A 12518-nucleotide genomic window follows, 5' to 3' on the forward strand; every position below is an offset into this window, starting at 1 on the left:
TATTGCCTATCAAAAAATCCCCACGCTTCACTCTCGTTTTATGCTAAACCTTAAATAAATGAAAATATAAGAAGAGGGATTTTATGAACCCAACAAGCATATTTGATTCTCTGCCGAGAGATCTAAATTTGGAAGTGTTCGAGGAGCTTGTTCATGCTTCAACAGTAAGAATTGAGCGTATAGTTTCAAAAGGACAGACCACACCTGAAGTAGGCTGGTACGATCATGAAGAAAATGAGTGGGTTATGGTTGTTAAAGGAAAAGCTTGTTTAGAATTTGAGGATGGCTCTATCTGTGATTTATCTGCTGGAGACTACATCAATATTTCAGCGCATGTTAAACATAAAGTACTTTGGACGGATCCCAATCACATGACAATCTGGCTCGCGGTCTTTTATTCTTAGAAATAGCACTTACTGAGTGCAATTCAATTTTAGGGTGGAATGTAGCATAAGTTAATACAAACACTTTAAATAGATATTGTTTGTGCTTTAGCTGCTTAACCAACCGGACCTAATTTATCTGATTCAAATCACTAAGGTAGTAATCTTACACATATTATTCACTTGATATTTTAAGGGGAAGCGTGGTGTTGATAAAGAGAGTGGCTGATTTAATTCATTACAGATAAAACTTTGTATGATTTTTAATAAAACTATGCTATAAAATTATAAAGCGGCATAAAAATTGCTTATATTTAATGATTAATAATGAGTAGGGTTGTATGAAGTTATCGGTTGGACTTAAAGTTGCGAACTCATTGTCATTGACACCTCAATTGCAACAAGCCATTCGTTTGCTTCAATTATCAAGTCTAGAGTTAGAACAGGAAATTCAAGTTCAACTCGACAGTAACCCATTATTAGAAAAAGTAGAAGAGCAAAATAGTGTCGAAAGTTTATCGAATCTAGAAAAAGAACAGGATAATAGTGATTTAACCAATGAGTTAAATGCAAATCATCTACCAGATGATTTGCCTGTAGATACCAATTGGGATGATGTGTATACCCATCAATCGACAAGTTTAGGCAGCGCTGAATTTGAAGAGCGAGAAGATAATCGTCAGGGCCATCTCGGTTTAAAAGAGCATATGCTCGAACAAATCAACTTACTACATTTCTCCCAAATTGATCGTTTAATTGCCTACTGTATTATTGATTCACTGGATGAGAAAGGCTTTTTAGATGCAGAACTGTCTGAAATTACGACTTCGGTGCAGCATCTTTTGGAATCTATGGAATATGACGATATCGTTGAGGAAGATGAAGTTGTTGTAGTTTTAAAACATATTCAACGTCTTGATCCGATTGGGATTGGTTCGCGTAATCTGGCGGAATGTTTGATGGTTCAACTGGAAAGTTTACCTGTACAAACAACTTATCGAAATGAAGCCATCATCTTGCTCAAGCACTATGAGTTGTTGATTTCTAATGAGCTTGCCAAATTACTCAAACAAACAGGATTAAATACTGATCAGTTAAAGTCAGCAGTTAATTTATTAAAAACTTTAAAGGCGCATCCTGGACTTGAGTTTGAAGAGAAGGATTCTGATTATCAAATTCCTGATGTTGTTGTGATGAAACGTAATGATCATTGGCAAGTTCAGTTAAATCCTGATGTCATGCCTAAATTAAGAATTAATTCGTTTTATTCCAACATGATTCGTCGGGCAGATCAGAGTGATGAAAATCAATATTTGCGTAATCAGATGTTGGAAGCCAAGAACTTCATTAAAAGTGTTGATGAACGGCATAAGACCTTGCTAAAAGTAGCTTCTTGTATTGTTGAACATCAAAAATCATTCTTGGAAATTGGTGCTGAAGGAATGAAACCTTTGGTGCTGCGTGATATTGCGGAAGAAGTTGAATTACATGAATCAACTGTTTCACGTGTGACGACGAATAAATATATGTTAACGCCGCGTGGCTTATTTGAATTGAAATATTTCTTTTCTAGTCATGTGGGGACTACCTCTGGCGGTGAAGCATCTTCAACAGCGATTCGTGCGAAAATCAAAAAAATGATTGCAGAAGAAAATGTGCGTAAGCCTTTGTCAGATAATGCAATCGCAAATATGTTGAAGGAAGAAGGAATTGATGTAGCACGACGGACTGTAGCCAAGTATCGTGAATCGTTACATATTCCGTCATCTTCTGAACGAAAAGTCTTGATCTAAAATTTAAAGTATGGCTATTCTAGAGATTCATTATGACGAAATAATGAATCTCTTTTTTATTTAAAGGAAAGTTGAAATGGTTTGATCAGGTTATTCAGATTCTATTTCTGGCTGTGAAGCATTTCGGCTGTACCTTTGCTAATCCTAAAAGAAGGTGAGGGATAGAACTATGCAAATAACAATTCGTGGTCATCATTTAACTATCACCCCTGCAATTGAAGAAAATATTCGTGAAAAATTTGCCCAAATGACGAAGCATTTAGATCAAGTCAATAGTATGCAGGTCAAATTATCTAAAGATCATCAAATCGATAAACATTCTAAAAAAGGGAGCGCGAATCATATCGCTGAAGCGATTATACGTTTACCAGGCATAGAATTGTTCGCACAGGCCACGGCAGATGATATGTACACTTCGATTAAAAAATTGACGGAAAAATTAAAACGACAATTACATAAACATCGTGAATTACAAATGGATCATGCACCAGTTTTAGCTTAATCTGGATTCTGATCTGAGGAGGTTTTGATAAACCTCCTTTTTTTATCTATAAAATTTGTGTGATGACTGCTTTATTTTACTTGATTTATAGTAAAATGGCGGGTTTTACACCATTGGTCCTGTATAGAGGTCTTTGTCATGAATAGTGAACAGCTCACTGAAATTTTAAAAACTGCTTTTCCTGAAGCTGAAGTTGCAGTTAGTGGGCAAGCTGGCAAGTTTGATCTTCGAATTGTTGATGATCAGTTTGAAGGAAAGCGTCCTGTTGCACGTCAACAGACTGTTTATGCTCCGTTGAACTCATACATCGCAAGTGGTGAAGTACATGCTGTGACCATCCGCGCAATGACAAAAGAAGAATGGCGCAAAGCAAGCCTTTTTGGAGCTTAAAATTTAATGGATAAATTTTTAATTCAGGGTGGTACCAAGCTCGAAGGCGAAGTTCGAATTTCAGGCGCAAAAAATGCTGCCTTGCCTTTGCTTGCCGCTATGATTTTGGCGGATTCTCCAATCACACTGACCAACGTTCCACATTTAAAAGATGTAAATACTTTGGTGAAGTTGATTGCAGGCTTAGGTATTAAAATGACCTATGAAGGCGATACAGTAACTGCAGATACATCCACTTTAGATAACCAGTTTGCTCCTTATGAGTTGGTTAAAACCATGCGTGCCTCAATTTTAGTATTGGGTCCACTGGTTGCGCGTTATGGCAATGCTATGGTTTCTTTACCAGGTGGTTGTGCGATTGGCTCGCGTCCAGTCGATCAGCACTTAAAAGCATTAGAAGCTTTAGGCGCTGAAATTACAGTTGAAAATGGTTATGTGCATGCCAAAGTAGACGGTCGCTTAAAAGGTGGCGAAGTTGTCTTTGATATGGTCACTGTAGGTGGTACTGAAAATATTTTAATGGCAGCTGTTTTGGCAGACGGTGTCACCACCATTCGTAATGCGGCTCGTGAACCAGAAATCACTGACCTTGCGAATATGCTCATCAAGATGGGTGCAAAAATCGAAGGTTTAGATACGGATACGCTGGTTGTGACTGGTGTTGAAAGCTTACACGGCTGTGAATATGCAGTTGTTGCAGACCGTATTGAAACTGGCTCATATCTAGCAGCAGCTGCGATTACCGGCGGACGTGTCAAAACGACACATACCGATCCATCTTTGCTTGAATCTGTTTTAGACAAATTTGAAGAAATGGGCGCCGAAGTGACCCGTGGCGATGACTGGATTGAACTGGATATGATGGGTAAACGTCCAAAAGCCGTGAGCTTCCGTACTTTGCCACATCCTGATTTTCCAACCGACATGCAAGCACAGCTCATGGCTGTGAACGTGATTGGTCGTGGTTTTGCCACAATTTCTGAAACGATTTTTGAAAACCGTTTTATGCATGTGCCTGAATTGTCGCGTATGGGTGCAAATATTGAAGTTGAAGGCAATGATGCTGTTGTGACTGGTGTAGAAAAATTATCTGCTGCACCCGTGATGGCGACAGATTTACGCGCATCTTTTTCTTTAGTATTGGCGGCATTGGCTGCTGAAGGCGAAACATTAATTGACCGTATTTATCATATCGATCGCGGTTATGAAGATGTTGAAGCAAAATTACAAGGTTTAGGTGCTCAAATTAAGCGAGTAAGTGCATGAGTGACATGAGAAACGATGATCCTAATTTCAATGTAATGGGTAATTTTGATCATGGTTTAACATTGGCATTAAGTAAGGGGCGTATTCTCAAGGAAACTTTACCTTTACTTGAAACAGCGGGTATTAATTTACTCGAAGATCCAGATAAATCACGTAAATTAATTTTTCCAACCACGCATAAACAAGTCCGTATTTTAATTTTACGTGCTTCAGATGTGCCGACTTATGTGGAAAATGGGGCTGCGGATTTAGGTGTTGCGGGTAAAGATGTTCTGATGGAACATGGAGCACAAAATGTCTATGAACCATTGGATCTTAAAATTGCCAACTGTAAGTTAATGACGGCAGGTAAGGTCGGCATGGAACGTCCAAAAGGTCGTTTGAAGATTGCCACTAAATATGTCAATTTAACTCGACAATACTATGCCAGCTTAGGTGAGCAAGTGGATGTGATTAAGCTTTATGGTTCAATGGAGCTTGCACCTCTGGTCGGTTTAGGTGATTACATTGTGGATGTGGTGGATACTGGAAATACTTTACGTGCCAATGGTTTAGAGCCATTGGAAGAAATTTGTAAAGTTTCTTCGCGTTTGATCGTGAACAAAGCCAGTTTTAAACGCAAACAAGCATTGTTAAATCCTATTCTTGCACAGTTAGAAACAGCTGTTGAAGATCGTCAAAAAGCTAAACAAGCTTAATTTAATCGATATTCTAAAACCGTCCTTTGGGGCGGTTTTTTTATTTTTAAGAAATAGAATGAAATTATGATGTAAAAATGGCTGGCGTAAATACATAGGAATGGTTTAATGCCACAGTATTTTTATATTAATTAAAGTCATTTTCGATGGGACTAAGTTGAAATGCTGATGTTATCTTGCCCACAATCTGATGGAAACAATGTAAACTAACGCTTTCTAACTCAAACCTTGTGGGTAAATTGATGCGACGTTTATCGACTCAAGATCAAAACTTCAAGCAAGCTTTTGCTGACTTGTTAGCTTTTGAAACTGTAAGTGATCCTGAACTTTTAAAAACCGTAGACCAAATCATTGCTGATGTTCGTCAGCATGGTGATGCTCATGTTCTTAAACTTACCCAGCAGTTCGATCGACATCCAGCGCATCAATTTTCAGATCTAGAACTGACCCAAGCAGAACTTAAAACAGCATTTGAAGGTTTAGACTCGGAAGTGCGAGAAGCACTTGAGTTTGCAGCTGAGCGTATTCGTGAGTTTCACCAAGCACAGAAGCAAGAAGGCTGGACCTATGTGGATGCTTTGGGAAATACTCTAGGGCAAAAAGTCACGCCTTTAGACCGAGTGGGGATTTATGTTCCAGGTGGTTTGGCATCTTATCCATCTTCAGTATTGATGAATGCTGTACCTGCGCATGTGGCGGGTGTACCTGAAATCATTATGGTGGTTCCAGCACCGAATGGTGAGTTAAATCCATTGGTACTCGCGGCTGCTTATTTGGCGGGTGTGACACGTGTATTTACCATAGGTGGTGCACAAGCGGTTGCTGCTTTGGCCTATGGTACAGAAACCGTTCCTTGCGTAGACAAAATCACAGGACCAGGTAACCGTTTTGTTGCTGCTGCGAAGCGTGCGGTTTTTGGTCAAGTCGGCATCGACATGATTGCAGGCCCTTCAGAAATTTTAGTTTATGCTGAAGGTCAAAATGATGCGAAATGGTTGGCGATGGATCTGTTGTCTCAAGCTGAGCATGACACGGTTGCTCAAGCCATCTTTATTACCCCAGACGAACAGTTGCTGAATGATGTAGCTCAAGCGGTAGAAGAGCATTTGGCTGTACTGCCAAAAGCAGAGATTGCGCGTACCTCAATTGCAAACCGTGGTGCATTGGTCTTGGTTAAGGATCGTCAAGAAGCGATTGATTTGATTAATCAAGTGGCACCAGAGCATTTAGAGTTGTGCTTAGATGACGCACAAGAGATGTCTGAAAGCATTCGTCATGCAGGCGCAATTTTTATGGGCAGATATACCCCAGAAGCGATTGGTGACTACTGCGCAGGCCCGAATCACGTTTTACCGACTTCTGGTACGGCACGCTTTTCGTCACCACTCGGTGTCTATGATTTCCAAAAGCGCTCAAGTCTGATTATGTGCTCTCAAGCTGGGGTCAAACCTTTAGCGAAAACTGCGGATATCTTGGCGCAACAAGAGAATTTGGATGCTCATGCTCGTTCGGCGCGTTATCGTTATCAATAAACTGTATTAAAACCTTGTCCTAACCTTTTCCTCAATAGAGGAAACTCATAGATGAAATCAATAATGGGGCGTAAATTCCTTGCTCTATGAGAAAGGTTAGGAGAGAGTGAAAAGAGAAAAGAAAATGTCGATTACTACAGCACAAATGCGTTTTTGGAGTCCTGAAGTACGTGAGTTAGAACCTTATGTACCGGGTGAACAACCGAAAATTCAGAATTTATTAAAATTAAATACCAATGAAAACCCATACCCACCATCACCTAAAGTGGTCGAGGCAGTACAAGCCGTTTTAGCCAATTCTGCAGATGCCTTGCGTTTATATCCTGATCCAGATGCTTCGGCACTAAAACAAGCCATTGCAAAACAACAGCAGGTGGATGTTGCTCAGGTCTTTGTTGGCAATGGTTCAGATGAAGTTCTGGCGCATATCTTTAAAGCCTTTTTTATTCAAGAACAGCCAATTCTTTATCCGGATATTACCTATAGTTTTTATCCTGTTTATAGTCAGTTCTTTGGGGTGAAAACCAAAGTTTTACCGCTAAATGATGCTTTTGAAATTGTGGTGGCAGACTATAAACAAGCCAATGGTGGCATCATTATTACCAATCCGAATGCGCCAACCAGTATTGCCTTAGGCTTAGATGCGATTGAAGAAGTTCTGCAAGCGAATCCAAATTCAGTGGTGGTGATCGATGAAGCCTATGTCGATTTCGGTGCTGAATCTGCTGTGAAACTGGTGGAAAAGTATGAAAACTTGGTGGTCTGTCAAACCACGTCTAAGTCACGCTCTTTGGCGGGATTACGCGTTGGTTTTGCGATTGCCCAACCACATTTGATTGCTGCACTGGAAGCCGTGAAAAATAGCTTTAACTCCTATCCGATGGACCGTTTTGCGATTGCGGCAGCAGTGGCTTCATTTGAAGATCAAGCTTATTTTGAGCAGCAATGTGAAAAAGTCATTCAGAGCCGTGAAAAATTGGTCCGTGAACTAGAAGCGATTGGTTTCGTGGTCTTGCCATCCAAAGCCAATTTTATTTTTGCATCCTTACCGGGTAAAGATGCAGGTGAGTTGGCTGCTGAATTACGTGCGTGTGGTATTATTGTGCGTTATTTCAATAAGCCACGGATCAATCAATTCCTGCGTATCACTGTTGGCACAGATGAGCAAAACCAGCGTTTGGTCGAGACCTTAAAGCAAGATATTTTGGCTTAAGACTCTGTTTTCTGCCATGTATTAAGTAAATTCAGCATGGCAGAAACTTTATCAAAACATTCCTGATATTCTGCGTCGCAGTCTGAGGCAATGGTGATTCCACCTCCTGCCCAAAGAGAAAGATCTTGTTGATATTTCTGAATGGAACGAATCAGAATATTCCACGAACCTGTGCCATCAAAATTAAAATAACCCATCGAGCCACAATATGCACCGCGTGGCGCACCTTCTAGTTCTTCAATAATTTGCATGGCCCGAATTTTGGGTGCGCCTGTAATGGAACCACCCGGCAGAGCCGCGAGTAACACATCTAAGGCTTTCACTTCAGGTTGAAGTGTCGCAGTCACTTCACTGACCATGTGATGCACTTGATTAAAGGATTCAATGGCAAACAATTTCGGGGTTTTGACGCTTCCCGTTTCGGCATACACACTTAAATCATTACGCAGTAAATCAACGATCATGACATTTTCAGCCTGATCTTTGGCTGAATGCTGTAATTGTAATTTGGATTGCAGATCTTTCTCTGTATCAGCATAGCGTGGCATGGTGCCTTTAATCGGTTTGGTGACCAGTTGCCGCTCCGCAAGAAACTCAATAAACAGTTCAGGTGAGCAACTGAGCAACTCGAATGCTCCAGTTTTTAAATAGCCTGAATAAGGTGCATCGGTCAGTTGCCAGAACTCTTGTGCTACAGAAAGTAAGCGACCTTCAGCCTGTCCGATAAACTCCTGAGTCAGGTTAATTTGATAACAATCACCAGCTTTAATGTACTCCTGAACTTGTGCGAAAGCTGCTTGATATTGTTGCTTATTCCAACGTGCTTGGCAGGACTGAGTAAGCTGTAGTGGAGCTGTTTTAGGCACAGTCTCTAGCTTGCTTTGAAGTAAGCTATAGATCTGATCTGCTTCAGGTTCATCGCTATAAAAACACCAACCATCCCCTGTCAATTTTAAATAGCTTCTGAATAAACCTAGCCAAAAAGATGGTTGATCTTTTGAGTGAACTTTCACTTGCTGTGCACTGGCATAGTCATAACTGACAAAGCCCATGACACCGCCACAAAAACCAGCAGTATTTTCCAGAGAATGCTCAGTTTGCTCGAAATTCAGATGAGATTGAATTGGGCGATACTCGTATAAATCATTCCTTTGATACGTGTGACGAATACCTTGTTTGACATATTCAAATTGCAGAGGGAGAAATGCAATCACGGGCGCCGAATTATTTTTTAAATAAATTAAATGAGGCAAATCATCAAGGCGAGCAAGAATTTCTTGAGCATTAAGATTTTGATCAGAAATAACTTTTTTGAAAAAAGAGGGGGTGGTCATACGCTTGGGAAAAGCTGGCATTAAAACTATATTTTACATTTTACTCGAATGTGAATGAAACAACACGGTAAATACCGTTTGTCGGTAAGATTCATATTGCGACCAACAGCAGTTGAACAAAAAATAACAGACATATAACGTTGTCAATGCCAACGGATCGCTCAAGGAAAAATGTAGCACTGTCGAAAAACAAATAAAACAGCTGGTACATCGAGTGGTTGACATTAAAGAAAAATAATACTCTTGGGAGAGTGGAACATGAAAAATTTGACTAAACTTGTTTTAGTTTCTTCGATGGCTATTAGCGCGAATGCGATGGCTATGCAAGCAATGGATGATGCTGCATTAAGCGCGGCAACGGGTCAAGATGGTTTGAATATCGGTATTGGCATTTCTAAAGTTGAAATTGAAAAACTCTTCATTCATGACAATGATGGTTTTACCAATTCAGCTTTAGGTGGTACTTCTACTGCTGGTGCAATCGTGATTAAGGGCAATGGCAAAACGGGTGATGCGAATGAGACCAATGGTATTGTTATTGGTGCCAACTATGACAACGCTGGGGCATATTTATTGGCTTCACGTAACCTTGCAGATTTAACCATTGATAGCGATGCAGGTACGACTGGAACTGGCGGAGCATTCCTCAACATTGGCGCACAAGTTTCTGGTTTAGATATCAAAATTGGTGAAATTGGGGTAACAGGTTCAGGTGCTCTTCCAACTGCAGCTTCAACTGACATTCGTCGTGGTGGGGATGATGCAAACTACAATGCGATTTTGTCTGGTTTATCTTTAAAAACGGGTCCAATGTCAGCCAATATTCAATTGGGTGCAGCACCTCAAGGCGCAATGGTGAAATTGAATGCGCAAATGATTGGTGGTCTTGAAATTACCAACTTAGGTATTTTAGATAATTCAACTAAACAAGGCACGGGTGATGGAACAGTGGGTAACCGTGCAGCAGGTCAAATCTTTGTGGATAGCATTAAAGTTGCAGATGCGAATTCAAAAGATTTAACTTTGAATCAAGCGATCAGTGTGGTGGGTGCTGAAGGTGCATCGACGGGTTACTTGCGCATTATCAGCTCTAGCGGTCCTGTAGATAACTATGTGAAAGGTGTACATTTAGGTAGTCAAGGCGCGGCATCAATTGGTGATGTAGAAGTACAAGGTTTACAGACGTATTACAGCCCTTCAATGGGTGTATATAATCAAGGTGCGGTGATTACGATTTCTGGTCACTAAGTTTCTGATTTCAAAAGCGCGTGAATTCACGCGCTTTTTTTTACAAAAAAATATTCAGTCATCGAAAAATGTAAGAAAAAGCTGTTTCTTTTTTTTAAAAACAGGTATCTTGTCGAAAGACAAGGAAGTATAGAGTTTTTACTCTAGAAAATAATAAAATTCAGGCACATCATGCCGAAAACTTAAAAGTTAGGGAATATGTTAGAGATCGCATTGGGCTCGGCATTGATGTATTATTTTGCCACACAAGCCTTTGAAATAAAAGAAAAATCACCTGAAACAGTCTATTACACGGAAACCTTGGATTCACGGCAAGATTCCTTTACCCGCATGCATCGTGAAACCGTACAAATTCAACCTGCACTTATTGATCAATTCCGTGGCATTGTCCGTCAAGCCTACGATTACAGTTGTGGCTCCGCTGCATTAACAACCTTGCTCAATGGTTATGTCGGGACTCAACTGACTGAGCAACAGACCATGACAGGCCTGCTTAAATTTGGTGAGTCAGAGCGAATTATCGAGCGTCGCAGTTTTTCTTTGTTAGACATGAAACGTTTTGTGGCTGCTTTAGGACTAGAAAGTGGTGGCTATAAGGGCGCATTTGAAGATCTGGTTGCACAGGGGCAACCTGCGATTGTTCCTATTTCCTATGCAGGTTTTAAGCATTTTGTGGTGTATAAGGCGTACAAGGATGGCCGTGTTTATGTAGCAGATCCAGCCCTCGGTAATATTAGTTTTGATGAAGAGCGCTTTAAACAGGTCTGGGAAAATAACACCTTGTTTTTAATAAGTGTGCCGCCAGAGCAACGTAAAAATTTATTGGCATTACAGGAAAGTGATATGCGTCATGTTGAGGATGCAACAGTGAACCGTTATGCACTGGTTGATATTCAGTATCCGCAGTTTTATATGGAAAAACTGGCGGATCGGGGGGCAACGACCTCAAGAATTGTCAATAATAACCCTGAATCCGAGATGAACGGCCAATATGTCGATCGACATTTACGCCTATATTACAAGAGCAAATAGCACAGTTTAAAGCAAATAAAAAAAGAATAGAGTGGATGGAAATGAAAAATCAATGGATGAATAAAACATTATTGCTACTGAGTATCCAAGTCTTGATGGGGACTGCTTATGCAGCGGATACCGTAACAGAAGCGCAAGGAACGTCAGCTTCAGCAAATGTGGAAAATGAGAGTGTTGCCAATCCTCAAGAGGCATCAACTGCCTTGCAGCAACAAGAAGGGGATGCCACTAAACAGACGAATCTTGAAGAAGTTTTTACCTCAAATGAGCGTCAATATTCCTTGATTAAAAGAGGGGATATTTCTGCATTTTATGATGTGGATTATACCTATTATCGCGATACCCAGTTAGATTTAGAGATGGCACAGGGCAGTCTTTATCAGTTACGGGTACAGGAAAATGCCAGCCATACTTTAACCAATATCTTTACAGTGCAGTACGGGATTCTGGATAACTTAACCTTTACCGCATCCTTACCTTTGGTCGCGAAAACCGACAATTTAAAAGACACCTCTACAGCTGGTTTAGGTGATATTTCTTTAGGCACACGTTGGGAACCCTTTCCGTTAAAAACAGGTCGTTTACCTTTAATTTTATTTGGAAATGTATCGACCAAAACTGGGGATAGTCCATATGAAATTAATCCCACGACAGATCTAGCAACGGGCAAAGGCTATTACTCTGTTGGCGTAGGCGCGAGTACGCGTAAGTATATTGATCCTGTGGTCTTGTTTGCATCTGTTTCTGCCAACTATGGATTTAAAGAAACAGGTTTAGATCAGCGCCGCGGTCCACGTGTAATTGAAGAGTTTGATCCAGGTATAAGTGGAGGCTTTTCATTCGGTTTTGCTTACTCCTTTAACTATGATGTTTCTATGACCATGTCATATCAACAAAGTTTCAATACAGGGGCAGAATTTCTGTATACCTCGGGTGAAAGCTATTCTCCTGCCGACCAAACCAGTTCAACCTTTGCCATTTCATTGGGTGTACGTGTTTCACCTGAAACCATTGTGAACGGCACGTTAGGCATCGGCTTAACGGAAGATGCACCAGATGTATCTTTAGGTTTGTCTTTCCCATTAGATATTGCAGGTTTCGGTAAAAAAATTAGCTAAGAGGGCAGT

The 12518-nt window shown here is 40.5% G+C and carries 12 protein-coding genes; 11 read left to right on the forward strand and 1 reads right to left on the reverse strand.

What is annotated here, in order from left to right; all coding sequences use genetic code 11:
* Positions 1-83: 83 nt before the first annotated feature.
* From MKI85_RS15985 to hisC, 8 genes are all read left to right on the forward strand, one after another.
* Entirely contained in the window at positions 84-404 is a 321-nt protein-coding gene (locus MKI85_RS15985) for a cupin domain-containing protein (RefSeq protein ID WP_241629164.1), read from the forward strand.
* A gap of 320 nt (positions 405-724) precedes the next feature.
* Positions 725-2176 carry an RNA polymerase factor sigma-54 gene (locus MKI85_RS15990; protein WP_241629166.1) on the forward strand — a complete coding sequence of 484 codons (1452 nt, stop codon included), beginning with the start codon at positions 725-727 and terminating at the stop codon, positions 2174-2176.
* A gap of 169 nt (positions 2177-2345) precedes the next feature.
* Positions 2346-2678: a ribosome hibernation-promoting factor, HPF/YfiA family gene (gene hpf / locus MKI85_RS15995; protein WP_100242922.1), complete on the forward strand. Its 333-nt coding sequence runs from the start codon at positions 2346-2348 to the stop codon at positions 2676-2678.
* 138 nt (positions 2679-2816) lie between these two features.
* On the forward strand, positions 2817-3068 hold the full coding sequence (ibaG, locus tag MKI85_RS16000; protein WP_016167324.1) for a BolA family iron metabolism protein IbaG: 252 nt from the start codon (positions 2817-2819) through the stop codon (positions 3066-3068).
* Positions 3069-3074: 6 nt separating this feature from the next.
* Positions 3075-4334: a UDP-N-acetylglucosamine 1-carboxyvinyltransferase gene (murA, locus tag MKI85_RS16005; protein ID WP_241629168.1), complete on the forward strand. Its 1260-nt coding sequence runs from the start codon at positions 3075-3077 to the stop codon at positions 4332-4334.
* On the forward strand, positions 4331-5032 hold the full coding sequence (gene hisG / locus MKI85_RS16010; RefSeq protein WP_100242925.1) for an ATP phosphoribosyltransferase: 702 nt from the start codon (positions 4331-4333) through the stop codon (positions 5030-5032). Before murA ends, hisG begins: the two co-directional genes overlap by 4 nt.
* Positions 5033-5262: 230 nt before the next feature.
* Positions 5263-6564, forward strand: coding sequence for a histidinol dehydrogenase (gene hisD / locus MKI85_RS16015; RefSeq protein ID WP_241629169.1), 1302 nt, complete (start codon positions 5263-5265; stop codon positions 6562-6564).
* Positions 6565-6688: 124 nt separating this feature from the next.
* On the forward strand, positions 6689-7777 hold the full coding sequence (hisC, locus tag MKI85_RS16020; RefSeq protein WP_241629171.1) for a histidinol-phosphate transaminase: 1089 nt from the start codon (positions 6689-6691) through the stop codon (positions 7775-7777).
* Here the strand turns inward: hisC and MKI85_RS16025 are convergent.
* Positions 7774-9111, reverse strand: coding sequence for an anthranilate synthase component I family protein (locus tag MKI85_RS16025; protein ID WP_241629236.1), 1338 nt, complete (start codon positions 9109-9111; stop codon positions 7774-7776). The genes hisC and MKI85_RS16025 overlap by 4 nt on opposite strands.
* A 258-nt stretch (positions 9112-9369) precedes the next feature.
* On the opposite strand from MKI85_RS16025, the gene filA reads away from it, so the two are divergent.
* From filA to filC, 3 genes are all read left to right on the forward strand, one after another.
* Positions 9370-10359 carry a putative pilus system protein FilA gene (gene filA / locus MKI85_RS16030; RefSeq protein WP_241629173.1) on the forward strand — a complete coding sequence of 330 codons (990 nt, stop codon included), beginning with the start codon at positions 9370-9372 and terminating at the stop codon, positions 10357-10359.
* A gap of 198 nt (positions 10360-10557) precedes the next feature.
* Positions 10558-11391 (forward strand): putative pilus system C39 family peptidase FilB, encoded by an 834-nt coding sequence (filB, locus tag MKI85_RS16035; RefSeq protein WP_100242930.1) that lies wholly within the window; start codon positions 10558-10560, stop codon positions 11389-11391.
* A gap of 35 nt (positions 11392-11426) precedes the next feature.
* Positions 11427-12509 (forward strand): putative pilus system protein FilC, encoded by a 1083-nt coding sequence (gene filC, locus MKI85_RS16040; RefSeq protein ID WP_413351700.1) that lies wholly within the window; start codon positions 11427-11429, stop codon positions 12507-12509.
* Positions 12510-12518 lie beyond the last annotated feature (9 nt).

This window comes from Acinetobacter zhairuonensis (assembly GCF_022601715.1).
GTDB lineage: Bacteria > Pseudomonadota > Gammaproteobacteria > Pseudomonadales > Moraxellaceae > Acinetobacter.

Excerpts from the sequence above, each read along its gene's own strand:
- filB (WP_100242930.1), top strand. The coding sequence starts at position 10,558 with ATGTTAGAGATCGCATTGGGCTCGGCATTGATGTATTATTTTGCCACA.
- MKI85_RS15990 (WP_241629166.1), top strand. The coding sequence starts at position 725 with ATGAAGTTATCGGTTGGACTTAAAGTTGCGAACTCATTGTCATTGACA.
- hisC (WP_241629171.1), top strand. The coding sequence starts at position 6,689 with ATGTCGATTACTACAGCACAAATGCGTTTTTGGAGTCCTGAAGTACGT.
- filA (WP_241629173.1), top strand. The coding sequence starts at position 9,370 with ATGAAAAATTTGACTAAACTTGTTTTAGTTTCTTCGATGGCTATTAGC.
- murA (WP_241629168.1), top strand. The coding sequence starts at position 3,075 with ATGGATAAATTTTTAATTCAGGGTGGTACCAAGCTCGAAGGCGAAGTT.
- hpf (WP_100242922.1), top strand. The coding sequence starts at position 2,346 with ATGCAAATAACAATTCGTGGTCATCATTTAACTATCACCCCTGCAATT.
- ibaG (WP_016167324.1), top strand. The coding sequence starts at position 2,817 with ATGAATAGTGAACAGCTCACTGAAATTTTAAAAACTGCTTTTCCTGAA.
- filC (WP_413351700.1), top strand. The coding sequence starts at position 11,427 with ATGGAAATGAAAAATCAATGGATGAATAAAACATTATTGCTACTGAGT.
- hisG (WP_100242925.1), top strand. The coding sequence starts at position 4,331 with ATGAGTGACATGAGAAACGATGATCCTAATTTCAATGTAATGGGTAAT.
- MKI85_RS15985 (WP_241629164.1), top strand. The coding sequence starts at position 84 with ATGAACCCAACAAGCATATTTGATTCTCTGCCGAGAGATCTAAATTTG.
- MKI85_RS16025 (WP_241629236.1), bottom strand. The coding sequence starts at position 9,111 with ATGACCACCCCCTCTTTTTTCAAAAAAGTTATTTCTGATCAAAATCTT.